29 protein-coding genes and 1 other annotated feature are annotated in these 23322 nt (G+C 40.0%); all 29 genes read left to right on the top strand.

Annotated elements, in window-relative coordinates; all coding sequences use genetic code 11:
- Window positions 1–364: 364 nt before the first annotated feature.
- The 29 genes from GY23_RS17510 to pheA all read left to right on the top strand — a co-directional run bounded on the left by GY23_RS17510 (window position 365) and on the right by pheA (window position 23297).
- Window positions 365–784 carry a hypothetical protein gene (locus GY23_RS17510; RefSeq protein WP_075620476.1) on the top strand — a complete coding sequence of 140 codons (420 nt, stop codon included), beginning with the start codon at window positions 365–367 and terminating at the stop codon, window positions 782–784.
- Window positions 785–2200: a VanW family protein gene (locus GY23_RS17505; protein WP_075620475.1), complete on the top strand. Its 1416-nt coding sequence runs from the start codon at window positions 785–787 to the stop codon at window positions 2198–2200. It abuts the gene before it with no gap.
- A gap of 13 nt (window positions 2201–2213) precedes the next feature.
- Entirely contained in the window at window positions 2214–3866 is a 1653-nt protein-coding gene (locus tag GY23_RS17500; protein WP_075620474.1) for a GspE/PulE family protein, read from the top strand.
- 8 nt (window positions 3867–3874) lie between these two features.
- The gene (locus tag GY23_RS17495) at window positions 3875–4915 is read left to right on the top strand and encodes a type IV pilus twitching motility protein PilT (protein ID WP_075620473.1); all 1041 of its coding nucleotides are present in this window, start codon (window positions 3875–3877) and stop codon (window positions 4913–4915) included.
- Window positions 4915–6126: a type II secretion system F family protein gene (locus GY23_RS17490; RefSeq protein WP_075620472.1), complete on the top strand. Its 1212-nt coding sequence runs from the start codon at window positions 4915–4917 to the stop codon at window positions 6124–6126. The genes GY23_RS17495 and GY23_RS17490 overlap by 1 nt, the downstream gene beginning before the upstream one ends.
- Window positions 6127–6306: 180 nt before the next feature.
- Entirely contained in the window at window positions 6307–6768 is a 462-nt protein-coding gene (locus GY23_RS17485; RefSeq protein WP_075620471.1) for a prepilin-type N-terminal cleavage/methylation domain-containing protein, read from the top strand.
- A 45-nt stretch (window positions 6769–6813) separates the two neighbouring features.
- Entirely contained in the window at window positions 6814–7761 is a 948-nt protein-coding gene (pilM, locus tag GY23_RS17480; protein WP_075620470.1) for a type IV pilus biogenesis protein PilM, read from the top strand.
- Window positions 7762–7763: 2 nt separating this feature from the next.
- Window positions 7764–8510 (top strand): hypothetical protein, encoded by a 747-nt coding sequence (locus tag GY23_RS17475; RefSeq protein ID WP_075620469.1) that lies wholly within the window; start codon window positions 7764–7766, stop codon window positions 8508–8510.
- Window positions 8503–9456, top strand: coding sequence for a LysM peptidoglycan-binding domain-containing protein (locus GY23_RS17470; RefSeq protein WP_075620468.1), 954 nt, complete (start codon window positions 8503–8505; stop codon window positions 9454–9456). Before GY23_RS17475 ends, GY23_RS17470 begins: the two co-directional genes overlap by 8 nt.
- Window positions 9457–9569: 113 nt before the next feature.
- On the top strand, window positions 9570–10325 hold the full coding sequence (locus GY23_RS17465; RefSeq protein WP_075620467.1) for a prepilin peptidase: 756 nt from the start codon (window positions 9570–9572) through the stop codon (window positions 10323–10325).
- A gap of 55 nt (window positions 10326–10380) precedes the next feature.
- Complete coding sequence (locus GY23_RS17460) at window positions 10381–11052, top strand: hypothetical protein (RefSeq protein WP_245827699.1); 672 nt, start codon at window positions 10381–10383, stop codon at window positions 11050–11052.
- A gap of 95 nt (window positions 11053–11147) precedes the next feature.
- Entirely contained in the window at window positions 11148–11759 is a 612-nt protein-coding gene (locus GY23_RS17455) for a Maf family protein (RefSeq protein WP_245827698.1), read from the top strand.
- A complete protein-coding gene (radC, locus tag GY23_RS17450) occupies window positions 11749–12447 on the top strand; it encodes a RadC family protein (protein WP_075620465.1) in 699 nt (232 codons plus the stop codon). Before GY23_RS17455 ends, radC begins: the two co-directional genes overlap by 11 nt.
- Before the next feature lie 94 nt (window positions 12448–12541).
- Window positions 12542–13558, top strand: a complete 1017-nt coding sequence (locus tag GY23_RS17445) for a rod shape-determining protein (protein WP_075620464.1) — start codon at window positions 12542–12544, stop codon at window positions 13556–13558.
- Between the two features lie 14 nt (window positions 13559–13572).
- The gene (gene mreC / locus GY23_RS17440) at window positions 13573–14463 is read left to right on the top strand and encodes a rod shape-determining protein MreC (protein ID WP_075620463.1); all 891 of its coding nucleotides are present in this window, start codon (window positions 13573–13575) and stop codon (window positions 14461–14463) included.
- Window positions 14460–14984 carry a rod shape-determining protein MreD gene (gene mreD, locus GY23_RS17435; protein WP_075620462.1) on the top strand — a complete coding sequence of 175 codons (525 nt, stop codon included), beginning with the start codon at window positions 14460–14462 and terminating at the stop codon, window positions 14982–14984. The genes mreC and mreD overlap by 4 nt, the downstream gene beginning before the upstream one ends.
- Window positions 14985–15006: 22 nt before the next feature.
- A complete protein-coding gene (minC, locus tag GY23_RS17430) occupies window positions 15007–15678 on the top strand; it encodes a septum site-determining protein MinC (protein WP_075620461.1) in 672 nt (223 codons plus the stop codon).
- A 1-nt stretch (window position 15679) separates the two neighbouring features.
- The gene (gene minD / locus GY23_RS17425) at window positions 15680–16477 is read left to right on the top strand and encodes a septum site-determining protein MinD (RefSeq protein ID WP_075620460.1); all 798 of its coding nucleotides are present in this window, start codon (window positions 15680–15682) and stop codon (window positions 16475–16477) included.
- Window positions 16478–16581: 104 nt separating this feature from the next.
- Window positions 16582–17502, top strand: coding sequence for a nuclease-related domain-containing protein (locus GY23_RS17420; RefSeq protein WP_245827697.1), 921 nt, complete (start codon window positions 16582–16584; stop codon window positions 17500–17502).
- Window positions 17503–17537: 35 nt separating this feature from the next.
- Window positions 17538–17711, top strand: a complete 174-nt coding sequence (locus GY23_RS18390; RefSeq protein WP_161487627.1) for a hypothetical protein — start codon at window positions 17538–17540, stop codon at window positions 17709–17711.
- A gap of 49 nt (window positions 17712–17760) precedes the next feature.
- Window positions 17761–18324 (top strand): hypothetical protein, encoded by a 564-nt coding sequence (locus GY23_RS17415; protein ID WP_075620459.1) that lies wholly within the window; start codon window positions 17761–17763, stop codon window positions 18322–18324.
- Complete coding sequence (locus GY23_RS17410; RefSeq protein ID WP_075620458.1) at window positions 18311–18910, top strand: metalloprotease; 600 nt, start codon at window positions 18311–18313, stop codon at window positions 18908–18910. Before GY23_RS17415 ends, GY23_RS17410 begins: the two co-directional genes overlap by 14 nt.
- 39 nt (window positions 18911–18949) lie before the next feature.
- Window positions 18950–19026: a sequence feature (ribosomal protein L21 leader region), on the top strand.
- A gap of 14 nt (window positions 19027–19040) precedes the next feature.
- Complete coding sequence (rplU, locus tag GY23_RS17405; protein WP_075620457.1) at window positions 19041–19349, top strand: 50S ribosomal protein L21; 309 nt, start codon at window positions 19041–19043, stop codon at window positions 19347–19349.
- A gap of 12 nt (window positions 19350–19361) precedes the next feature.
- Window positions 19362–19697 (top strand): ribosomal-processing cysteine protease Prp, encoded by a 336-nt coding sequence (locus GY23_RS17400; RefSeq protein ID WP_075620456.1) that lies wholly within the window; start codon window positions 19362–19364, stop codon window positions 19695–19697.
- Window positions 19698–19712: 15 nt separating this feature from the next.
- A complete protein-coding gene (rpmA, locus tag GY23_RS17395; RefSeq protein WP_036659634.1) occupies window positions 19713–20003 on the top strand; it encodes a 50S ribosomal protein L27 in 291 nt (96 codons plus the stop codon).
- 112 nt (window positions 20004–20115) lie between these two features.
- Entirely contained in the window at window positions 20116–20646 is a 531-nt protein-coding gene (locus GY23_RS17390; protein WP_075620455.1) for a Spo0B domain-containing protein, read from the top strand.
- 3 nt (window positions 20647–20649) lie between these two features.
- Window positions 20650–21939 (top strand): GTPase ObgE, encoded by a 1290-nt coding sequence (obgE, locus tag GY23_RS17385; RefSeq protein WP_075620454.1) that lies wholly within the window; start codon window positions 20650–20652, stop codon window positions 21937–21939.
- A 17-nt stretch (window positions 21940–21956) separates the two neighbouring features.
- Entirely contained in the window at window positions 21957–22412 is a 456-nt protein-coding gene (locus GY23_RS17380) for an ACT domain-containing protein (RefSeq protein ID WP_075620453.1), read from the top strand.
- Window positions 22413–22424: 12 nt separating this feature from the next.
- Entirely contained in the window at window positions 22425–23297 is an 873-nt protein-coding gene (gene pheA / locus GY23_RS17375; protein ID WP_075620452.1) for a prephenate dehydratase, read from the top strand.
- Window positions 23298–23322: the final 25 nt, after the last annotated feature.

The raw sequence follows: 23322 nt of genomic DNA, 5'->3' as shown, positions 1-23322 counted from the left end.
TATATATATATATATATATATATATATATATATATATATATATATATATATATATTTTTTTTTTTTCATTGTTTTTTTATAAAAATCTAACTATTAGCATGACAAAAAATTGAAATAATAAGATAATAGTTACTTGAATGCAAGTTGTAAAGGAGATTTATTCAATTTGTAGAATAAGTGAGTATGAAAATAATGTCGATAAAACAAGTTTATGACTGTTATTAATGAGTTTTCCAAGTATAATATTATTAAGTGTCTCTGCTCTATATATCGTTTTCAACAATAATCTGTATGTATGATAGAAAACTATTCTCATATAACCGTTAGTAGAAAATTCCCTATATAAAAAACTTCGAGGTGAAACATGATAAAATTTCTGGTTCTGATTTTGGTAGCGTTAATTGTGTTTCCTATAGTTATATTCTTAGTTAAAAAGGTAGATCTGAAAACAAAGCTAATGTTTTTAGTAGGTGGCTTAGTCATTGCACTTCTCGGGATGCTTGTTCAATCCACACTAAGTCTATATTACGCCTTGTTAATCATGGTTGGTCTCGTATTTGCCGGAGCGATTCTCATTACGAAGCAAATTGAAAAACAGAACTTGTTAGAAGAAGATGTATTCCATAACATGCCTCAAATGAATAAAGAAACTTTTGAAAAACCATCAATTACTGAACCGGTAAAAGAGTCAATTCCACCAACTCCATCAACTGCACCGGAGACACCCACCATACCAAATGCACAAGAAGACTGGTTGACACCAAAGAAGAAGGAGGAGCTATAAATGAACAATAAATTACTTGGATCTACATTGGCGGCTCTTCTTGGCTCTACCGTTCTCTTTTTTGGTGTGTCACAAGCGGGAAGTTATTTAATTGATGATGTAATTTTCCCGACAAAAGGCTTTGGGGATCAAACATATATTGGTCCTTATGATGTATCAAACTTACCGGAGAAAGAGGCAGCGGTAACGGTTAGTTCTGGTGTTCAAGGCTGGTATAGTGAAGCGCAAGTTCAAATTAAATTACAAGATGCAGTGGTGCCTTTTCCTTTGGAAGCTGTCGAATTCAACACAACCAGTACACTGACTTCTGCACAAGATGGAACGAAAAATGGTCTTGAATTTGATATCACGCAAGAAGCTGTCGATACCTTCTTACATCAACAATTTTCGCCAATCGTCTTTAGTGAAGAAGAAGTGGCAACTGTGACAGATACGATACGCCAACAACTTGCTGCGGGCAGAAAAGATCAGGTAATTGATATTTCAAGTGCCTTATTGTCGAGCTCTTCATCCGTAGAAACTGTCGTTACGAATATTACGTTTGATAACGTGGAACAGACTCCTGGCATTCAAAATATTATGTCTGTATTGGACGGCTATGAAATTCAACCGAAATCTACGTTCTCTTTCTTGGAGTTTTTAGATACTGTTGATGTCGGATTGGTAACTGAGAGTGATTTAACTGCAGTAGCCTCAATTTTATATGCTTCTGTGTTGAATACTAACTTTGGTGTCGTCGAACGAAGTATTGGACCAATTGTCCCCAAGTCAGTTCCACTTGGTTTTGAAGCGTCGATCAACCGCGAACTCGGAGTCGACTTCGTATTTAGTAACCCAAACACGACAAGTTTCACGATAAATATCAATGACGCAGGAACAGGAATCAATACTTCTTTGACTGGGTATCCATTCGTTTATAGTTACGAAACGGAAATTAAAGATAAAGAGGAATTTTCACCAAAAACAATTAAGCAATATAGTGCATTTGTCGGACAAAACACCATCCGAGTGATAACACCAGGACAACAAGGCGTACAAGTGGCTGTTGTTAGAAACACCATTTCAAATGCTACGATCCTTGAAACGAAAGATATTTCTAAAGATTTTTACCCACCCGTTCATAAAGTAGAAGTGCATCCATTAACGGTTACGGCGACACCGGATAGCACTGGAACTGGTGCGGATACTGGTTCCGGCACAGGAACAACAGATGGCACTGGAACTACGCCTGGAGGAACTACTGCCGAACCATCTACGGGAACTGGTACAAACGATGGCCCTACTGATGGTACTACAGGAGACGGGGGTTCAACTGGAACAGGCAGTGACACGGGAACTGGTGGTAACACAACTGAAGAAGAGGAAGAACCACAATACGATAAAGGTGGCAACTTGATACCATCCGGCGGGAAATAAAGGGGGGTGCAACATGAAGCGGAAAAGACTCGGTGATTTACTAATTGAGCATGGTTTACTGACTGATGAACAGCTTATGAAAGTATTGAATGACAAACCTCGTGAGGAAAAACTAGGGGATGTGTTATTACAACAAGGGATTATTACAGAGCAACAATTACTGGAAGTGTTGGAAATGCAACTGGGCATACCCCAAGTGCAGCTCTATCATTTTCCGTTTGATCCGAAGTTGTTTAATTTAATTCCAAAAGATGTAGCAAAAAGGAATCTTATTGTCCCTCTTAAAGTAGAGGGGGACAAGCTGTTCGTAGCCATGAAAGACCCGATGGACTTCATAACGATTGATGACTTACGTTTAATTACCGGATTCCATATCATACCGGCAATTGCCTCAAGGGAAGATATATTAAAAACAATTAATAAATATTACGAAGAAGAATCATTCGATGATTTCTTAAGCGAACAAGCAGTATCTCCTGATAAACAAGATGAATTAATGGATATCGATGCACCGATCGTTCGTTTAGTAAATCAAATTTTATCAACGGCCGTTACTCAAAAAGCGAGTGATATTCATTTTGATCCACAAGAAACACGTTTATTGGTTCGTTTTCGAATCGATGGGGTATTGCATGATGAACGAACACTTCCCAAATTAATGCAAGGGATGGTCACAGCACGTGTAAAAATCATGTCAAAACTTGATATTACAGAAAGTCGTGTCCCTCAAGATGGACGGATTAAAACAAATGTTGATTTTCGTCCGATTGATTTACGTGTGTCTACGTTACCTACCGTTTTTGGTGAAAAGATCGTTATGCGTATTTTGGACTTAAGCAATAACTTAACGGATATTACACGACTAGGGTTTCACGAAAAGAATATGGAACGTTTTATGCAAGAAATCGCTAAACCAAATGGAATTGTCTTAATATCAGGCCCGACTGGATCTGGTAAATCGTCTACGTTATATGCAGCGTTAAACCATTTAAATAATGAAGAAGTGAATGTGATTACAGTTGAAGATCCAGTGGAGTATCAGTTAGCGGGAATTAATCAAATCCAGGTGAATTCAAACGTCGGTTTAACATTCGCTGCTGGCCTTCGATCCATTTTGCGTCAAGATCCAGACATTGTCATGGTTGGGGAGATTCGTGATAAAGAAACCGTTGAAATCGCCATTCGTGCTTCTCTCACAGGTCACTTGGTACTAAGCACAATCCATACAAATGACTCGATTGCTTCTGTCACCCGTTTAATGGATATGGGCGTTGAACCGTTTTTAGTTACGAGTTCTATCAATGCTGTTGTGGCACAACGTCTAGTCCGTAGAGTCTGTCGCGATTGTCGAGAAAAACAAGAACCAACCATTCGCGAAATCGATATCTTTAGCAAACGTGGACTTGAGGTACAAACCATTTCACGTGGTAAAGGTTGTCCATCGTGTGGGATGTCTGGATATCGAGGTCGTATGGCGATACATGAAGTACTAGTCGTGGATGACAAAATCAAAAGTGTCATCAACCGTGGTGGGACAGCTGCGGAAATTAGAGAAATTGCACAACAAAATGACACCATCTTTTTACTCGACGATGGATTAATGAAAGTAAGAGACGGCTTGACAACAACAGAAGAAATTCTGCGTGTAGTAGCCCTCCAAGATTAGGTGAGCAAATGATAGAATCAGTCAATCAATTATTAACGAGTGCTTTCCATCAAAAAGCATCAGATATTCATATTACATGTGGTGTGCCACCGATTTTCCGTGTACAAGGGGATTTAGTGAAATTCGGAACGAGCATTATTACACCCGATATCTCTAGAGAAATGGCAAAAGCCATTACACCGGAAAAAATGTGGGATACATTTATTGAAATGGGCGAGCTCGATTATTCCCATGTGGTTGAAAATGTGGCCCGATTCCGTGTCAATGCTTTTCAGCAAAAAGGGAAGATCTCGATTGCATTCCGAACAATTCCACAAATCATTCCAACTGTAGATCAATTAAACATGCCGAGTACGTTGAAAAAATTAGCGGAAATCAAACAAGGTCTAATCCTGGTAACGGGTCCAACAGGTTCTGGTAAATCGACGACACTCGCAGCCATGATCAAACATATGAACACAGATATGAGCAAACATATCATTACGCTGGAAGATCCGATTGAATATATGCATGACCACGGTACAAGCATTATTGATCAACGTGAAGTTGGTTTTGATACAAAATCATTTTCAAATGGATTACGTGCAGCTCTCCGTCAAGATCCAGACGTTATTCTAGTCGGTGAGATGCGTGATTTAGAGACAATCAGTATTGCGATTACTGCTGCTGAAACGGGTCACTTAGTTTTAGGAACTTTGCATACATCCAGTGCGGCATCCACCATTGAGCGGATTATCGATGTATTTTCACCAGAGCAACAATCTCAAGTGCGTACTCAGCTTGGTGGGGTTTTAAAAGCAGTCATTAGTCAACGATTGTTAAAAACGGCAGATGGCAAAGGTCGTCGAGCAGCAACAGAGATTTTGATCACCAATCCGGCGATTTCGAACTTAATCCGTACCGAAAAAGTGCATCAAATTCCAAACGTCATCATGACAAACCGTGCAATGGGCATGCATATGATGTCAACATCCGTAAAAGAGTTGCTAGATGCGGGTGAGATTACAAGAGAAATGGCCAAGCCTTATCTTGAAGGGGAAGAAGAATAATGGGACGCTTCCAATATGTAGGTCGTGACCGCAAAGCCGTTCGAAAAGGGATTGTAACTGCAACAAATCAACGAGAAGCCATTATGAAACTACGTGATGATGGCATTCGCACTACTGAAATAAAACAGCTTGCCGAAACTGCCATGCAAAAGGAAATTTCAATAGGAAGTCCGGTCAAAAAAGACCAATTCATAATGTTTTTGCGTCAGTTTTCTACTTTAATGCGTGCTGGCGTAACCATCGTTGATTCATGTTTGATTCTTTCTCAACAGGTAGAGTCAAAAGCTTTGAGAAAAGCGTTAGTCGAAATAACAGATGAATTAAGAAGTGGACATTCATTATCCGAGGCAGCAAGAAAACACCCGCGAATTTTCGAACCTATGGTTATTAATCTCATTCAAGCAGGTGAAATGACCGGATCAATAGATGAGTCGTTAGATAGATTGGCAACCCATTTTGAGAAAGCCTATGCGACAAGACAAAAAGTAGTGTCTGCAATGACTTATCCAGTAATTGTTGCTGTTTTAGCGGTTGGAGTAGTCATTTTCTTGTTAAGTTCAATCGTTCCGATGTTTGTTGAAATGTTTAGTAGCTTCGGCGGAGAACTACCATTGCTAACTCGATTTGTAATGGGTGCAAGTGATTTTGTGCAAGGTTACTGGTATATTCTAATACTAGTTGTTGTCATTTTTATTGGAAGTTTGTGGCTTGTAAAAAGAGACGATAAAGGCAGGTATATGTTGCACGCGTTGTTGCTTAAAATGCCGATTTTCGGGAATATTTTAAAAAAAGCAGCATTAGCACGAATGACACGTACATTAAGTTCATTATTCTCAAGTTCCGTTCCAATTTTAACTGCACTGACAATGGTAGAACGAATTGTTGGTAATGATGTTATAGGGAAAGTAGTGTTGCAAGCACGAGATTCATTAGAACGTGGTGAATCTTTAACAGGACCGATGATGGGTCACTGGGCTTTCCCGCCGTTGATTCCACATATGATTTCAATTGGTGAACAAACAGGTGCTCTTGATCACATGCTAGAGAGAGTTGCAGAGTTCTATGAAAAAGAAGTGGATGCCGAGACTGATAAACTAAAAGCAATGATAGAGCCATTGATGATTGTCTTTTTAGCGGGAATTGTTGGTACGATTGTTATGGCGATTATGATGCCAATGTTCGGGATGTTTGAGGGTATGGATAATATGTGAGATGAGTCTATTTGACTATTAAAGATAATATAAAAAGATAAATATTATCTACAATAGATCCTTTTGACCATAAAAAAAATAAGCATAAAGTCTATTTATCTATATATTTCGACAAACAATGATGCTATTATTACAATAGTTACAAAAACATTACTAATAGAATTAAAGGAGGAATTTAGAGTGAGAAAATTCATTCAAAATAAGTTAAAAGAACAAAAAGGTTTAACATTAATCGAGCTTTTAGCAGTAATCGTAATCTTAGCGATTATCGCGGCAATCGCTATTCCAGCGATTGGGAATATTATTGAGAATAGTCGTGTAGGTGCGATTAAGTCTGATGCTCAAAATGCATTAGCGGCTGCAAACATTTATTATACGGATAATCCAGATGCACCATCAGGTGTTACTGTTGCTACACTGAAAACTTCAAATTATATGCAAGATATCGGTTCATTAAGTGTTGATAGTACTTCAATAGCAAAAGTTCCTGGCGGGAATACGATTTCAGGTTCAGGTGCAGCGGGCGGAATTACAGTAACGTTCACTACTGCTACTAATGCTAATATTGCAGCTTATAAAAATAGTCAACGTGGTGCTGGTACAGGAGCATCTCTTGGAGTAAATGCTAGTACTACTCCATAAATAATATCCAGTAATTAATTATATTTATATCTAGGAGCTGAAAAAATGGCCTTATCGTTTTTATCGAGAAAAGCACGTGTAACGACGATTACAATTGAAGAAGATGCGATTCGACATGTCGAAATCAAATCTACTTCGCCACTTCATGTTAGCTGTGCGGAAGAACAAGTTCTTCCGGAGGGCATCATTAAAGATGGGAAAATTGTGGATATCGACACTCTTGTCTCGATTCTCGACAAGGCTGTCAATCAGTGGGGTCTATCCAAGAAGTCAGTCCGATTCCTCGCCCCTGACGAATATGTGATTATCCGCAAATTAACTTATCCTCCAGATGTTCGACGAGACGAGTTAAAAGGCCATTTCTTTATTGAAATTGGCTCAACTCTTTATTTACCGTTCGACGACCCCGTGTTTGATGTGGTACCTTACACCGCATCAACCGAAAATAAAGAAGCCATTTTGATTGCTTCAAAAGAAAGTATTTTAAATACATATGAAGACGTTTTTGAAGATGTGAAATTGAAACCGATTGTTGCCGACATTGGGCCACTTGCATTATATCGATTAGCCTATCAGCAACATAACTTTACTGGTGAAGAACATATTTTATTGTTGGATATCAAAAACGACAACTATACGGTATCGATTTTCCATCATCATTTCCCATTATTTATGCGCCCAATCGAAGTGGAAGCGCCTGATAATTCGAATTTCTTTAGTGATTCGGTTTCTTCCAAAATGGAATCGATCATTTCAGAGTTAGAGAAATTGATGAATTTCTATCGTTATAACATGAACCAAGGGAATGAAGGTATTACCCATTTGTTACTGAATGGTGAGTTTGATGATTTTGAACAATTAATGAAACTTTTCTCTTCACGTTTTGAAGTGAAGACCTCAACAGTTGTACGCGAAACAATCTACTTAGAAGATGGAAAAGCCATACCCGTACGTTTTAATCGAGCGCTCGGACTTGCGTTGAAAGAGGTGTAAAGATGTTAGTCGAAATTAATTTACTTGGCGAGAAAGAACGGGATCGTCCCGCCTTTGTCGTGGCTGCCATCTCACTTATTTTACTCGGGCTTGTCGTAGGGCTCGTTTTTTATTTCCTAGGAAATTCCTTTGAGAATAAACAACAAGAGATCGCCGCACAAAGTGCAGAAGTTGTTGGGCAACAAGCAGCGATTCAAGCTCAAATGCAAACATCTGTATCGCTGAATGACGCTCAAAAATTACAAAAAACTGTGGAGTGGGCAGAGACGTATCAATTTGATACCTTGCCATTAATAAGAGAATTGACGTCGCTATTGCCTGAACGAGGATTCTTTGCGAATTTCACGTTCACTTCTCCTAATGGAGCATTAGTCGATGTTCAATTTGACACTTCACGTGAAGCTGCGTTCTATTTAACACAATTAAAATCATCAGAAATGATTACAGTAGTTAATTTGACAACTTTATCATCTCAAGTATTAGAAGAAGCTACGGTTGAAGAGTCTGATGGCACTACAAACAAAGTGGGACCCGAATCTCAGTTAATGCCACGGTATTTAGCTTCGTACGAAATCACTTTTCTAGATACGCGTATGCCAGCTGAAGGAACAGCGGTTCCTGTTGATCCAAATGCACCACCAGTTGAAGGAGAAGCTCCAGCAGAAGTTACACCTACAGATACTAACGAAACTAATGAAGAACAACCAGCTCCAGCAGACGATGCGGAAGGAGCGGATACAAATGAGTAATTTAACATCGAAACAAAAAGAAGTGGGTCTTATCGTATTGTCTGTTTTATTTTGTCTTGCAATTGTCGCTTATTCTTATTTCACGTTCTATTCACCGAAAAAAGAAAGTTTGGCAATGGCAGAAACCACTTTAGCAACTGATCGTCAAACATTATTTGCGTTAGAACAGCAACTAGCAGATCAACCAGAAATTCCATTAGTAAGTTCATTAGAATTACAGAAAAAAGTACCTGTTGAACCACTAACCGAACTCATCTTATTGCAAGTTGAAAAAGCTGAAGTTGTTTCGCAATCAATGGTTCAAAGCATCAGTTTTGCCGAGGCACCGTTTGTTATTGAAGCTCCTCCTGAAGGTGTAGAAACACTTCAGCAACTAGCTGTTAGCATGACCATCGAGACAGCAAACTTTAAAAACTTAGAAATATTTATTGATGAGCTTGAAAAGTTAGATCGTATATTAGTAGTTGAATCCATTGCATTCGGTTCTCCTGGTGAAATAACGACTGCTGATCAAGAACAAGATAAATTATCATTGTCGTTAACTTTCTCAGCTTTCTTCCGACCAGATTTAATCGAGTTATTAGATGAAGTGCCAAAAGTAGATACACCTCCTCCTGCGGACAAAGTAAATCCGTTGCCGTCTAACAACGGCATCGATGATGGAGAACTACCACCAGAAGAGGCAGAAGTTGAATCGAAAGAATCTGCAACTTCTAAAGAAGCCACGAGTGTTTCAGATTCGGTTGCAAGTGTATCAGATACTAAACCAAAAGTAACAACTGCGAAACCAAAATATCGTTCCTACACGGTCAAGCGCGGAGATACATTGTACTCTATTTCCATGAAACATTATGGAAGTCGTACAGGTGAAGAAAAAATCAAACAAGCAAATGGTTTAAAATCTGATAATGTCAAAATGAACACAACTTTAATCATCCCGGATTAACCTAGCGAACTGGAGAGTGTATCATGTCTCCAGTTTTTATTTCACAAAAATATAATCAGTATAGGAACAGACATCAGGAATGTGGCGTCAATTCCTAAGATTGAGAGGCATTCATGGAAATCGCTTATACTATTCTATTTTTTATTTATGGACTCATTTTCGGCTCGTTTTTCAATGTCGTGGGATTACGAGTGCCAAAGAAGGAATCCATCGTTTCGCCACCTTCACACTGCACGGTATGTGACCGGAACTTGACGGTCAAAGACTTAGTACCCGTGTTTTCTTTCGTATTCTTAAAAGGAAAATGCCGTGGGTGTGGCACGAAAATTCACTGGATGTATCCCGTAATGGAACTTGTAACAGGGGTTCTTTTCGCATTTGCCTATTGGCAGTTAGGATTCTCACTGGAATTGATTGTGGCGATCTTGTTTATCTCGATGCTTGTGATTATCACAGTTTCTGATCTCGCTTATATGCTAATTCCCGACAAAGTCCTACTCTTTTTTGGTGTATTATTAATAATTGCGCGTGTTCTTTCACCGTTGGATCCTTGGTGGGATAGTCTTATTGGGGCATTTGGTGGTTTCGGTTTATTATTATTAATCGCGATCTTGTCGAAAGGTGGCATGGGCGGGGGAGATATCAAATTGTTCTTCGTGATTGGACTGGTTCTTGGGGCGATTCCCACGTTACTGACGCTGTTCTTAGCTGCATTTATCGGGGCAATCGTTGGTGTTATTCATCTGCGCCGCTCCAAACAAGGACGAAAAACTCCGGTTCCTTTTGGTCCATCCATTGCACTTGCAGCAATCATCGTCTATTTTTACGGAGCGCAAATACTCGACTGGTATAGGAATTTGTACATTTAACTCGAAAACTTTTTTGGACAAGCCGACACCGGTCTTGTCTTTTTTTATGCTCAAAATGGTAGCTTTAAAAGAAAAACGAGGTGATGCTATGCGTTTTTCAAAATCATTTACAAAGTTTTCCTACACATTGGCTGTTATTCATGGCTTTTTAATCGGGGCCATTTCGATTGGTATTTTTGCAATCATGATTCAATGGCAGGATATCAAAAAAGACGAACCCGCTGACCCTGTAGCTGAAACTGAGAAGCCAGAACAAACTGAAACCGTTGATGCCCCTGTGGATGGAGGAACGCCTGTACAGTTCTATGCGAAACAACATGGTGTGTTCACTACAACAGATGGGGCGACTGCCTTATTGCAATCAGATCCGTCTATGAAATCAGCGACGATCGTGCTTGCGGAAAATAAATATTATGTTTGGTCTGCTGCGAGTATGGTGGAAAGTGAAGTGAAAGTCGTGGGCACAATCGATTCATTTGTTAAACCTTTTCGTGTAAATTCCGCTGCATGTACTGAACCTGCACTGAAAAACCTGCCCATTTATCTAGCAAGTTCTGACCCTGCAAAATTTAATTTTGAGGGGTCTGAATACAAGGGGGCAATCCCGAAGGACTGGCAAGCCAATATCTCTGCTATATCAACACTTTCGACTGATCTTAATGTCATTCGTGTACAGCTTATAGGGCATTATATTGTTCAAAATGACTGCCTCAAAATTGAATTTTAGGTACGTATTTTAGTTGAAAATGAAATTATCGCCCATCGTACACATTTTTCAAGATTGTCCTCATTCTGTATGATGACAAAAAGGAGATGATTTCATTGAAACTAAAGACAACTAAACCACTGATTCTTGCATCTGCATCACCGCGAAGAAAAGAATTGCTATCCCTACTCGGGGTGCCGTTTGAAGTCAAAACGATGGAAGTAGATGAAAAGACTATAAGCGGGCATTCGCCTGTGGAGTTAGTCTGTAACATTGCCATGGAGAAAGGGATGTACGTAGCAGAGCGCAATCAACATGCCATCGTCATAAGTGCAGATACGATGGTTTTCATCGATGATACGCCATTAGGGAAACCCGACAATGCTGAGATGGCCAAGGAGTATTTACGCAAATTATCTGGACGTACACACACCGTTATTACGGCTGTGGCCATGTATTTTGATGGTACGTGTAGTATGTTTTTCGAAAAAACAAAAGTTACGTTTTATGTCCTTTCTGAGGAATGGATCGAGGCATATGTCGCGAGCGGGGATTGGTTCGATAAGGCAGGCGGATACGGGATTCAAACGATAGGAACACTGATGGTGGAACATATTAATGGGGACTATAACAATGTGGTGGGTCTGCCGATCGCCGAATTGTATAGAGAACTGAAAAATTTAAATTTAATTGAATTACCAACAACGAGGTCTCGTTATGATCACTGAAGTGAAACCGACTCTCATGATCCGAGACGTCCATATATCAGACCGTCCACGTGAACGCATGGTAAACCAGGGAGCAACGGCGTTATCGAACCAAGAACTCATTGCCATCTTGCTACGGACTGGAACGAAACAGGAATCCGTTCTTCATTTGGCAAACCGCGTATTAACGTTTTTTGAACAACTCCATGAATTGAAAAACGCGACCATTGAAGAAATCATGTCAGTGAAAGGAATTGGACAGGCAAAAGCTGTCCAATTGCTGGCGGCAGTGGAACTGGGTCGCCGATTGGCGCAACAACAAACCGACGGGAAATTTACCGTTCGTTCGCCAAAAGATGCGGCAACTTTTTTAATGGCCGACATGACATCTTTAAAACAAGAACATTTTGTCGTGTTGTTCATGAATGTCAAAAATCAAGTGCTACATAAACATACCATTTTTATTGGTAGTCTAAATGCGAGCATCGTGCATCCAAGGGAAGTCTTCCGAGAAGCTGTCAAACGTTCGGCAGCCTCCATAATTTGCGCACATAATCATCCGTCCGGCAACCCAGCACCTTCACCTGAAGACATAGAAGTAACGAAACGTTTACAGGAAGCTGGTGTAATAATGGGGATTGAATTGATTGATCATGTTATCATCGGAGATCATCAATTTATCAGTTTAAAAGAAAAGGGGTATATGTGAGACTGTGAATTTCTCTTTCTATCCGTTATAATCAAAGTTATGGTTTAAACTAAGCTAAGATGAACTGGCTAAGGATAGAAAGGGAGAACATATCGTGTTTGGATTTGGAGCAAAAGATGTCGGGATTGACCTCGGTACAGCAAATACATTGGTATTTATAAAAGGAAAAGGGATTGTACTTCGCGAGCCATCAGTAGTCGCGAAAAATACGCATACAAACGAAATCGTTGCCGTGGGTAGCGACGCGAGAAATATGATTGGTCGTACACCAGGATCGATTGTGGCGATTCGTCCGATGAAAGATGGCGTTATTGCAGACTTTGATATTACGAAAGCAATGATACAATATTATTTAAAAGGAGCACTGAAATCGTCAGGTGGATCTTTTAAAAAACCAAACGTCATGATTTGTGTTCCATTTGGCATTACATCTGTTGAACAACGTGCGGTCATTGATGCAGCACGTCAAGCAGGTGCACGTGATGCGGTAACAATTGAAGAGCCATTTGCAGCAGCAATCGGTTCAAATTTACCGGTATGGGAACCTACAGGAAGTATGGTCGTCGATATTGGTGGCGGTACAACTGAAGTTGCCGTGATTTCACTTGGCGGTATTGTAACTAGCGAATCTGTTCGTGTTGCTGGAGACGCTATGGATCACGCAATTACGGCGTATATTCGAAAAATGTATAATTTGACGATTGGTGAACGTACATCTGAAGCAATCAAGATTGAAATTGGTTCTGCAAGAGTCATCGACAATCTTGAAAAAATGGAGATCCGTGGTCGTGATTTAGTGACAGGATTGCCTAAAACTCTTGAAATTTCTTCAGAAGAGATTGCCGAAGCACTTCGTGAGTCAGTTTCAGCAATTATTGATGGTGTGAAAAAGACACTTGAACAAACGCCTCCTGAATTGTCAGCAGACGTGATGGAACGCGGAATCGTCTTAACTGGCGGTGGCGCGTTACTGAAAAACTTAGATAAAGTCATTAGTGATGAGACAAGCATGCCTGTATTCATTGCTGAAAACCCATTGGATTGCGTAGCGATCGGTACGGGTATGGCATTAGATCACATGAACATGATTCGTCAAAATTCTAAACACTAAGGAGGATCGTTCCAATGCCACAATTTTTCTCAAATAAACGATTAATTTTACTCCTGGTGGGAGTGATTTTTCTTGTGGCATTGATCAGCTTCACTCTCCGAGATCGTGACCATGCGTCTCTACCTGAACAAATTATTAAGGATGTGGTTGGTTTTGGGCAGTCGATCTTCTCAAAACCAACCCAGTACATAACAGGGGTTTTCGATAATGTCGATTCTTTGCTAAATACGTATGAAGAAAATAAGCGTCTTAAAAGTCGTTTAGAAGAATTTGCGAAATTGCAAGCAGACGTCAACGATTTAGCATCTGAAAATACGAGATTACGTGAAATTGTAGACAAGAAAGACGATTTGAGAGACTATGAACCGATTCAAGCGACCGTGATTGCAAGGAATCCTGATCAGTGGGAAGAAAAAGTTATTCTCGATAGAGGAACAGTTCATGGAGTAAAGAAAAACATGGCCGTTATTACAGCTCAAGGATTAATTGGAAAAATAAAGCTAACGACGCCATTGACATCAACTGTTGAACTATTATCAACACAAGATCCTAACTACCGTGTCTCCGCTATGGTAGCAGGTCAAAATGAAGTATTCGGTTTAATTGAAGGATACGATGAAAAACGAAAAGAACTCATTCTAAAACGTATCGATTCCAATATTAAAATCGAAAAAGGACAAAAAATTATGTCTTCTGGACTAGGCGGGATTTTCCCGAAAGGTCTTTTAATTGGGGAAATTACGGAAGTCACGACAGACGATTTTGGTTTAACAAAATTGGCGTACGTCAAACCTGCTGCTGAATTTGCACTACTAGACCATGTGATGATTGCAAAACGTTCAATGGTCACGATCGACGGTACAGATGGTGAAGACAGTACAACAAAAGAAGAGGATGAATCATGAATCGTCTAATCATTCCTTCCATTGCCGTTGTGCTGTTCTACCTGGAACCCGTTTTTGGTTTGTTTTCTCCCCTAGACATTGGTGGCGAATATCGTTTTTTAATTCCTCGATTTCTCATCATGTATTTAATATTCATTTCCATCTACTATAGTCGCAATCGCGCGATGTTGTATGCATTACTTTTTGGGCTCTTGTATGATGTCTTCTTCATTGATATTATTGGATTATATTCTTTTTTATATCCATTAATGTGTTTGATTGCTAGTTTTATTGTGAAATATATTCACCAGCACTTAATTGTGACAACGATTATGTCACTTATATTAATCGCTGGGCTTGAATTTGTGCTTTATTACTTCTTTTCATTTATTGGATTGAGGGACATGTCACTGCAAATATTCGTACGCGAGCGGTTAATCCCTACGATGATTGCAAACTCTATTTTCTTAGTAGTGCTCGGCTGGGCATTTAAATATGTAATCAATGCACGTATGTTGCAACGGTTAAATCAGCCAAATTGATTCTTCGCGTGAGGTGACGCATTTGACGAAAAAGCAACTAGTGTACATAAAAGGAACAAAAGACGGCCTAGTGCTCCGGCTGGATGATCAATGCGCCTATGCCGAACTAGTAGAAGAACTTAAGCGTAAAGTATCGGACGAAGCCATCGATGGACAAGCAGAAGTATCCTTACAACTTGGAAATCGCTTTTGTACGGAAGAACAAATAAAAGAATTAATTGCTTGCGTAGACTCATCTCCGCACTTGCGCGTGTCAAGAGTGCAAAGTGATGTAATTTCGATTGAAGAAAGTAATCATCGTATTTTAGAACGTCAATCAGAAACATTCGTCGGGATTGTGCGTTCTGGACAAGTTGTCCGTGCACAAGGTGACTTAGTAGTGGTTGGTGATGTGAACCCGAACGGTAAAGTCATCGCTGGAGGCAATGTATTTGTGCTCGGTCGCTTAAAAGGGATGGCACACGCTGGGGCAAATGGCAATAAAGACGCAGTCATCGCTGCTTCATGGCTAGAAGCAACGCATCTGATGATCAACGAGTCACTAGAGACGATGACGGATGAATTGACCATCTTGTCCGAACAACCAGAAATGGAATGCGCCTACCTGCATGCAAACGGCTTCATCGCAATCGATCGTTTGCAAGAACTGCGTTTATTAAGACCGCAATTATCTACATTTAAAGGAGGAAGCTAATGTGGGAGAAGCTATCGTAATTACTTCAGGTAAGGGGGGCGTTGGTAAAACAACGACAACCGCTAACCTCGGGACTGCATTGGCACTTCAAGGCAAGAAAGTATGTTTGATTGATACAGATATTGGCTTACGTAACTTAGATGTTGTACTAGGGTTAGAAAATCGCATTATCTATGATTTAGTAGACGTCATTGAAGGACGCTGTAAAGTACATCAAGCACTTGTTAAGGACAAGCGTTTTGATGATAAGTTATACCTACTCCCAGCTGCACAAACTACGGACAAAAACGCCATTAACCCGGAACAAATGAAAGAACTCATAACCGAACTAAAGCGTGATTATGATTACGTTGTCATTGACTGTCCAGCAGGTATTGAACAAGGATACAAAAATGCAGTGGCAGGAGCAGATCGCGCGATTGTCGTAACGACCCCTGAAATTTCAGCGGTTCGTGATGCGGACCGTATTATCGGCTTGCTCGAACAAGAAGACATCGCACCACCAAAATTAATCATCAACCGCATTCGTCAACACTTAATGAAATCTGGTGACGCACTCGATGTCAATGAAATCACCACGCACTTATCAATCGATCTACTTGGCATCATAATGGATGACGAAAGTGTCATTACATCATCCAATAAAGGTGAACCAGTCGTAATGGATCCTACCAATCGTGCAGCCATAGGCTATCGCAACATCGCACGACGTATTCTAGGAGAATCCGTACCTTTAATGTCAATGGACCAGGAACGCAAAGGTGTCTTCTCAAAATTAATATCGATATTTTCTAAATAAAATATGATGAAATCCCCCACTTAACGTTTGGCTGAGTGCGGGATTTTTTTTAAGGAGTGATTAGACTGAATGTTGTGAAATCTTCTTAATTGGAAGTATTACGAATGATGATTTTGAATTCTAGAACACCGTCAACTATGGAATTTGGCATTAATGTAAAAGCTGGATTTTATGGAGAAGAAAAAGTAGCAAGATATTTATTGGAAGCTCAATTTGCCTTCAAAACTGAATGTTTCCGACATGTGATTTTAGACGGAGCAGAAATGGATGCCGTTCTAATAAATCCACGATTCATATGTGTTTTGGAAATCAAAAATATCACGGGCGAACTTTATTTCGATCAAGAAACAAAACAATTTTATCGGATTAAAAATGGGGTAAAGGATGGCATGAGAAATCCTGAGTTACAGTTGCAAAGGAATGTAAATGTTCTTAAAAGGAGGCTGAGGATGCAAGGTATGAATCCCATGATTAATGGTCTTATAATATTTGCAAGTCGTGCTGGGATTGTCATGGAGCCCCCAACTTTATTTCCAGCTATTTCTATCGATGCATTATGCGATATGGTTGAACAAATGGAAGAAAATTCTACTGTTTTATGGAATGAAAAGCAAATTAATCTCATCAAAAAAATAGTGGGAAGTGGTAAGCCGGCTATACACGATAAGGAATTATTGGAAAGGATAAATATACAGCGAACGATGATCAGAGGAGGTGTTCGATGTCAGCGATGCTTCGAAGTGGGCATGGTTCGTTCGTATTCAACTTGGACATGCGAATATTGTGGATTTAGTGATCGTTCTGCACACCATGCAGCTTTTCAAGAATACCAACTCCTATTCGGTCGGGAAATACTGGTTAAGGAAGTGAAATGGTGGCTTGGCATTGATAATAAACATTTGGTATCTAGATTATTGAAGGGAAGTTCTGAAGAAAGTCATGGAAAAAGAATTAAATATTACATCTTAAAACTGGAAATGGATTTGTTGGATCAATATTTATCCTTTGAAATGAAGAAACGTTGAGGGAGAAGAGAGAGTTGCAATCATATTGATTGAAGTTGAGACCAAATCTTCAAAAGTTGCGACAAACGGGCAGGAAGTTGAGACCAAATCTCAGAGTTGCGACCAAATCTTCAAAAGTTGCGACAATCGAGACGAAAGTTGCGACCAAATCTTTAAAAGTTGCGACAATCGAACCAAAAGACACTCCGAAATTCCGTTTTGATGAATGATATATATAAGCCAAGCCCAGCATATAATACCCCAAAAGGGGGCTGCGGCATGAAATCTGCACAAAAATGGATCATCGCATGCATTTTCACTGTTGGAATCATCGCACTTATACAATTTCAAGAGCAAGACGGACAAACTTCATCACTTCGTACGCTGTTCACAGAAGGCAAGGACCTTCAGTTGGCTCGTGAGTTTGTACTTTCTCAGTTTCCGTCATTAAAAGATCGAGCAGTTATTCCAGTGTCAGCCAATCCTACGAAAGACCCTGTAATTCCAACGATGGCTACATATGAATCCATGCAGCCATATGACGAGGGCGTGCTTGTTGCTTATAAAACACCCATTCAAGTCGTTGCCCACCAAGACGGCATTATTCTGTTCACGGGGCACATGCGTAACACTGGTAAAACGATGACGGTCCTTTATGATAATGGGGATACCGTGACGTATGGCTTTGTTGAAAACTTCTCCAATCTTCCTTATACTGCGGTTGCAGCCAATGACTTAATTGCAGAGGTTGAGCCTGGCTCCATGTTCGTGAAAGTTGAACACGAGGGAGAAAATCTTGAACCATCTGCTATAACTGAATGGATGAGCGATGTACTTTACTAAAATTCGTATGCACCCAATTATGATTCCTGCAATCATCTATTTAATTGCTACCGCGCAACTTGCACACTATAGCATCATTTTTGGGTCATTACTCATACATGAACTAGGACATATCCTAGCCGCAAAATGGACTGGCCTCACCTTGACGAGCTGTACGATCCTTCCGTATGGTGGCGAAATTAAAATAAAAAATATGCAACTCGCACCGACACACCATAAGTGGCTCATCGCAATCGCTGGGCCACTTTCTACGTCCATTCTTTATTTGATGGCACAACCTTTTCATTTCCCTGGACAAGCTTTTTTCAATGATGTCCAGTTGACGATACTCGTTCTTAATTTATTGCCAATTCTCCCGCTAGATGGCGGACAAGCGTTAAAAGCAATCATTCCTAAACGTCATCAAAATTCATTTTTAGCATTTTCTATTATCGTTTCGACGTTACTTATCTTGGTTACACATGACCACCTTCATCTCGCATTAATTTTTGCATTCATCGCTTTTCAAAATATTAAATCCTGGCAATATCGAAAATACGAGGAAATCTTCAATAAAATCGTGACGAAGCAGTTGACTCTACCTTAGCGGTATGGTAAAGTTTTAATGTTATTGTTTGTAGCACCCGTGCTACTACAACCGCTCTGAAGAGGTCTAAGTATCTGAAAAGATCACCTCATTTTAAGGCGAGTCTGAGTCTAAGAGGAGGTGCAGTAAAATGTACGCAATTATCGAAACTGGTGGTAAACAAATCAAAGTTGAACAAGGTCAAGAAATCTACATCGAAAAATTAGGTGTTGATGCTGAAGACGTTTTCACATTTGATAAAGTACTATTCGTAGGTGGAGACAACGTGAAAGTTGGAGTTCCTTTCGTTGAAGGAGCAACAGTTAAAGCTACAGTCGTGAAAAACGGTCGTGGTAAAAAAATCACAGTTTTCAAATACAAAGCGAAAAAGAACTATCATCGTAAATTAGGTCATCGTCAACCTTACACAAAACTTGTGATTGATTCAATCAATTTATAAGATGTGTGACAGATGATTAATGTAGTGATTGAAAAAGAACGGTCAGAGAAAGTTCGCTCTTTTGAAATGAAAGGTCATGCAGATTTTGCCGAACATGGAAAGGATTTAGTCTGTGCTGCTGCGTCAGCTGTTTCTTTTGGAGCAGTGAATGCAATCCTGTCACTTACGAAGATTACACCGGATATTCAGCAAGGACAAGACGGCGGGTATCTCAAAGTCTCGTTTCCGCAAAACCTGGATTCAAAAACGGATGAGCAAGTACAGTTACTTGTACAAGCCATGATTGTTTCTTTACAAACGATTGAACACGAATATGGACAGCATATAAAAATAACCTTCAAAAAGTAGGGGGTGAAACAGATGATGTTAAGATTAGATCTTCAGTTTTTCGCATCGAAAAAAGGAGTAGGTTCGACTCGTAACGGACGTGACTCACAATCAAAACGCCTTGGCGCTAAACGTGCTGATGGACAAATGGTTTCAGGTGGTTCAATTCTATACCGTCAACGCGGTACTAAAATTTATCCAGGTGAAAACGTTGGACGCGGTGGAGATGACACACTTTTTGCGAAAGTTGACGGAGTTGTACGCTTTGAGCGTTATGGCCGCGACAAGAAAAAAGTTAGTGTATATCCTGTAGCTCAAGAAGCTTAATTCAACAGCCAAAGGACTGCATTAGTGCAGTCCTTTTTTATATTGCAACCAATTCGATTCATTTCTTGGTATACTTAGGAAATGAGACTAGCATAATGGAGAGTGTGAACAAATGATCGACAAACCATTTACAGTAAATGAGGCATTGCGATATGCACGGCATGATTTTCTAAATCAGTTACAGCTTATCAAAATGAATATTGATCTTGCCCGACTGGAAGATGCGAAAGCGGCAATTGATCACTATACTGCTGAAGTAAAAGAAATTTATGCGTTATCAAAGTTGAAAATGCCCCTCACTTGTGAATGGTTACAAACCGCGAACTGGCGATTTCCAGGATTTCAAGTAAAGGTAACGAGTGAAATTGCTACGAATGATCAAACAGCTCTAGATTCACAGGTTTATGATGTTCTAGAACGTGCTACAGTACTCTTGCATTCGAAGTTAGACCCATTTACGGAGCAGGAATTGCACATACACATCGTATGTATGTCTTCTGGATTGAAGATAACGTTTGAAGCGAATGGGGAATGGGAACCATTAGCTCATGAGTTTACACATTCAGCACAAATAACACTTAACCATGAATGCAGAACGACCAAGAACTGGCGTTTTCATATAGAAGAAAGCAAGGAGGGATAGTCAATGTTTGTCGATCACGTTAAGATATTCATTAAAGGCGGAGATGGCGGAGATGGTATGGTCGCGTTTCGTCGAGAGAAATATGTTCCAGACGGAGGACCTGCAGGCGGTGATGGCGGACGCGGAGGTAACGTAATTTTTGAAGTTGAAGAAGGCTTACGTACTCTTATGGATTTCCGTTACAAACGTCATTTTAAAGCAAATCGTGGAGATCACGGACAAAGTAAAGGAATGCACGGTAGAGGTTCCGAAGACTTAGTCGTTAAAGTCCCACCAGGTACAGTTGTGATGGCTGAAGAAGGTGGAACAGTGTTGGCTGATTTAGTTGAGCATGGTCAACAGGCTGTGATTGCAAAAGGTGGTCGTGGTGGTCGTGGAAACATCCGTTTCGCAACACCTCAGAATCCAGCACCTGAGCTTTCAGAAAAAGGCGAACCAGGTCAAGAAATTGAAGTCGTTCTAGAGTTGAAAGTATTAGCAGATGTTGGTCTAGTTGGATTCCCAAGTGTGGGTAAATCTACATTATTATCAGTTGTCTCTGCAGCAAAACCTAAAATTGCAGCTTATCATTTCACAACGATCGTTCCTAATCTAGGTATGGTGGAAACGACAGATGGCCGTAGCTTCGCGATGGCGGATTTGCCAGGACTGATTGAAGGCGCAAGCCAAGGTATCGGACTTGGTCACCAATTCTTACGTCATATTGAACGTACACGTGTAATTGTGCATGTCATCGATATGTCCGGTCTTGAAGGACGCGATCCATACGAAGATTACTTAACAATTAACGAAGAACTTCGTCAATATAACTTGCGTTTAACTGAACGTCCACAATTAATTGTAGCAAATAAAATGGACATGCCCGATTCTGAAGAAAACTTAGCTGAATTCCGTAAGAAATTACCGGAAGATACGAAGATTTTCCCGATTTCGGCACTTTCCCGAAAAGGCTTAAATGAACTTCTATTCGCAATCGCGGATCTATTGGAAGTAACTGAAGAGTTCCTGATTCACGAAATGGTTGAAGAACAATCGGATAAAGCCGTTCTTTATAAACACACTTCTGAGCGTGAAGGTTTCGAAATTACACGTGATGATGATGGTGCATTTGTATTGAGTGGTTCGTCAATCGAACGTTTGTTCAAAATGACAGACTTCTCTCGTGAAGACGCGATTCGTCGATTCGCACGTCAGCTTCGTGGGATGGGTGTCGATGAAGCACTACGTGAGCGTGGGGCTGAAAACGGAGACACAGTAAGACTGCTTGAATTCGAGTTCGAATTCATCGAATAGGAAGTGAGGATGGCGATATGAAAGACGTATCTGACCAACGATATTTTTTAGTGCGTGAAGATGTGTTGACTGAAGCAATGCAAAAAACGCTTGAAGCCAAGCACCTATTGCAAAGTGGAGAAGTCGCGTCAATTTGGGACGCGGTAAAAAAAGTGGACTTGTCCCGTAGTGCATTTTATAAATATCGAGATGCGGTCTTTCCATTCCATTCCATTGTAAGAGAAAGAATTTTAACAGTATTTTTACAACTGGAAGACCGTAAAGGCACGTTGGCTACGTTATTGCAAACGGTTGCTGAAGTGCAGTGTAATATCTTGACGATCCATCAAACAATTCCCATTCAAGGTCGTGCAAATGTGACACTGTCACTTGATGTTACGGCAATGAATGTGCAATTGGATGATTTTCTGAATCAATTGAAACGTTTGGATTTTGTGGAGTCAGCGGAAGTTATTAGTTCTGGTGCATCTTAAGGAGTGTCTCATATGTCAAAACAATCTTTTGAATCTCGAGTAGCTTATTTAGGACCTGAGGCTTCATTTACACATTTAGCGGCAGGGGAAGTATTTGCAGGTGAATGGTTAATGCCCTATACGACAATTCCTGAATGCATTGAAGCTGTGGCGAACGATGAAGTTGAATTCGCTGTTGTCCCGCTTGAAAATGCATTAGAAGGTTCAGTACCACTAACAATCGATTACTTGTTTCATGACGTAGAACTTCATGTTTCTGCGGAAATACTATCACCGATTGAACAACATTTGATGGTGCATCCTGAGAATTTAGCAAACTGGGAATCGATCCAAACCGTTTTTTCACATCCCCATGCTTTAGCACAATGTCATAAATATTTGTACTATCGATTTCGTAGTGTTCCATTAGAGCAGACCACATCGACAGCAGCTGCTGCGAAACATGTGTCTGAACATCCTGAACTGACGATTGCGGCTATTGGCAATGATTTTGCTGCAAAGAAATATGGATTAACGATTGTGGAGCCTAATATCCACGATTTTCATTTCAATCATACGCGATTTTTTGTTCTTCAAAAATCAAACATCAGATTAACTAAAGAAGGTCATGATCAGTCGCCAAAAACGACCATGATGATCACATTGCCAGTTGATGATCGATCGGGTGCTCTGCATCAAGTATTATCCGTTTTTGCATGGCGTCAATTGAATTTAAGTAAAATTGAATCACGCCCATTAAAAACAGGCTTAGGTAATTATTTCTTTATCATAGATGTTCTTGAAGATGAAAACACACCTATGATGCAAGGGGCGAAGGAAGAACTTCAAGCATTAGGTTGCGAAGTGAAATCTCTCGGTACATATTATACATACAAAAAAGCATGAATGCAGATTTTGCATTCATGCTTTT

The sequence above is a fragment of the Paenisporosarcina indica genome (assembly GCF_001939075.1).
Lineage (GTDB): Bacteria > Bacillota > Bacilli > Bacillales_A > Planococcaceae > Paenisporosarcina > Paenisporosarcina indica.
The sequence above is the reverse complement of the archived record's forward strand: the minus strand, read 5'-3'. Positions and strand labels throughout refer to the sequence as shown.

Excerpts from the sequence above, each read along its gene's own strand:
- GY23_RS17460 (WP_245827699.1), top strand. The coding sequence starts at position 10,381 with ATGGTAGCTTTAAAAGAAAAACGAGGTGATGCTATGCGTTTTTCAAAA.
- pilM (WP_075620470.1), top strand. The coding sequence starts at position 6,814 with ATGGCCTTATCGTTTTTATCGAGAAAAGCACGTGTAACGACGATTACA.
- mreD (WP_075620462.1), top strand. The coding sequence starts at position 14,460 with ATGAATCGTCTAATCATTCCTTCCATTGCCGTTGTGCTGTTCTACCTG.
- radC (WP_075620465.1), top strand. The coding sequence starts at position 11,749 with ATGATCACTGAAGTGAAACCGACTCTCATGATCCGAGACGTCCATATA.
- GY23_RS17415 (WP_075620459.1), top strand. The coding sequence starts at position 17,761 with ATGAAATCTGCACAAAAATGGATCATCGCATGCATTTTCACTGTTGGA.
- GY23_RS17500 (WP_075620474.1), top strand. The coding sequence starts at position 2,214 with ATGAAGCGGAAAAGACTCGGTGATTTACTAATTGAGCATGGTTTACTG.
- GY23_RS17400 (WP_075620456.1), top strand. The coding sequence starts at position 19,362 with ATGATTAATGTAGTGATTGAAAAAGAACGGTCAGAGAAAGTTCGCTCT.
- pheA (WP_075620452.1), top strand. The coding sequence starts at position 22,425 with ATGTCAAAACAATCTTTTGAATCTCGAGTAGCTTATTTAGGACCTGAG.
- GY23_RS17475 (WP_075620469.1), top strand. The coding sequence starts at position 7,764 with ATGTTAGTCGAAATTAATTTACTTGGCGAGAAAGAACGGGATCGTCCC.
- GY23_RS17410 (WP_075620458.1), top strand. The coding sequence starts at position 18,311 with ATGTACTTTACTAAAATTCGTATGCACCCAATTATGATTCCTGCAATC.
- GY23_RS17510 (WP_075620476.1), top strand. The coding sequence starts at position 365 with ATGATAAAATTTCTGGTTCTGATTTTGGTAGCGTTAATTGTGTTTCCT.
- GY23_RS17470 (WP_075620468.1), top strand. The coding sequence starts at position 8,503 with ATGAGTAATTTAACATCGAAACAAAAAGAAGTGGGTCTTATCGTATTG.
- GY23_RS17465 (WP_075620467.1), top strand. The coding sequence starts at position 9,570 with ATGGAAATCGCTTATACTATTCTATTTTTTATTTATGGACTCATTTTC.
- GY23_RS17505 (WP_075620475.1), top strand. The coding sequence starts at position 785 with ATGAACAATAAATTACTTGGATCTACATTGGCGGCTCTTCTTGGCTCT.
- rpmA (WP_036659634.1), top strand. The coding sequence starts at position 19,713 with ATGTTAAGATTAGATCTTCAGTTTTTCGCATCGAAAAAAGGAGTAGGT.
- GY23_RS17420 (WP_245827697.1), top strand. The coding sequence starts at position 16,582 with ATGATGATTTTGAATTCTAGAACACCGTCAACTATGGAATTTGGCATT.
- rplU (WP_075620457.1), top strand. The coding sequence starts at position 19,041 with ATGTACGCAATTATCGAAACTGGTGGTAAACAAATCAAAGTTGAACAA.
- obgE (WP_075620454.1), top strand. The coding sequence starts at position 20,650 with ATGTTTGTCGATCACGTTAAGATATTCATTAAAGGCGGAGATGGCGGA.
- GY23_RS17495 (WP_075620473.1), top strand. The coding sequence starts at position 3,875 with ATGATAGAATCAGTCAATCAATTATTAACGAGTGCTTTCCATCAAAAA.
- GY23_RS17380 (WP_075620453.1), top strand. The coding sequence starts at position 21,957 with ATGAAAGACGTATCTGACCAACGATATTTTTTAGTGCGTGAAGATGTG.
- GY23_RS17390 (WP_075620455.1), top strand. The coding sequence starts at position 20,116 with ATGATCGACAAACCATTTACAGTAAATGAGGCATTGCGATATGCACGG.
- GY23_RS17490 (WP_075620472.1), top strand. The coding sequence starts at position 4,915 with ATGGGACGCTTCCAATATGTAGGTCGTGACCGCAAAGCCGTTCGAAAA.
- mreC (WP_075620463.1), top strand. The coding sequence starts at position 13,573 with ATGCCACAATTTTTCTCAAATAAACGATTAATTTTACTCCTGGTGGGA.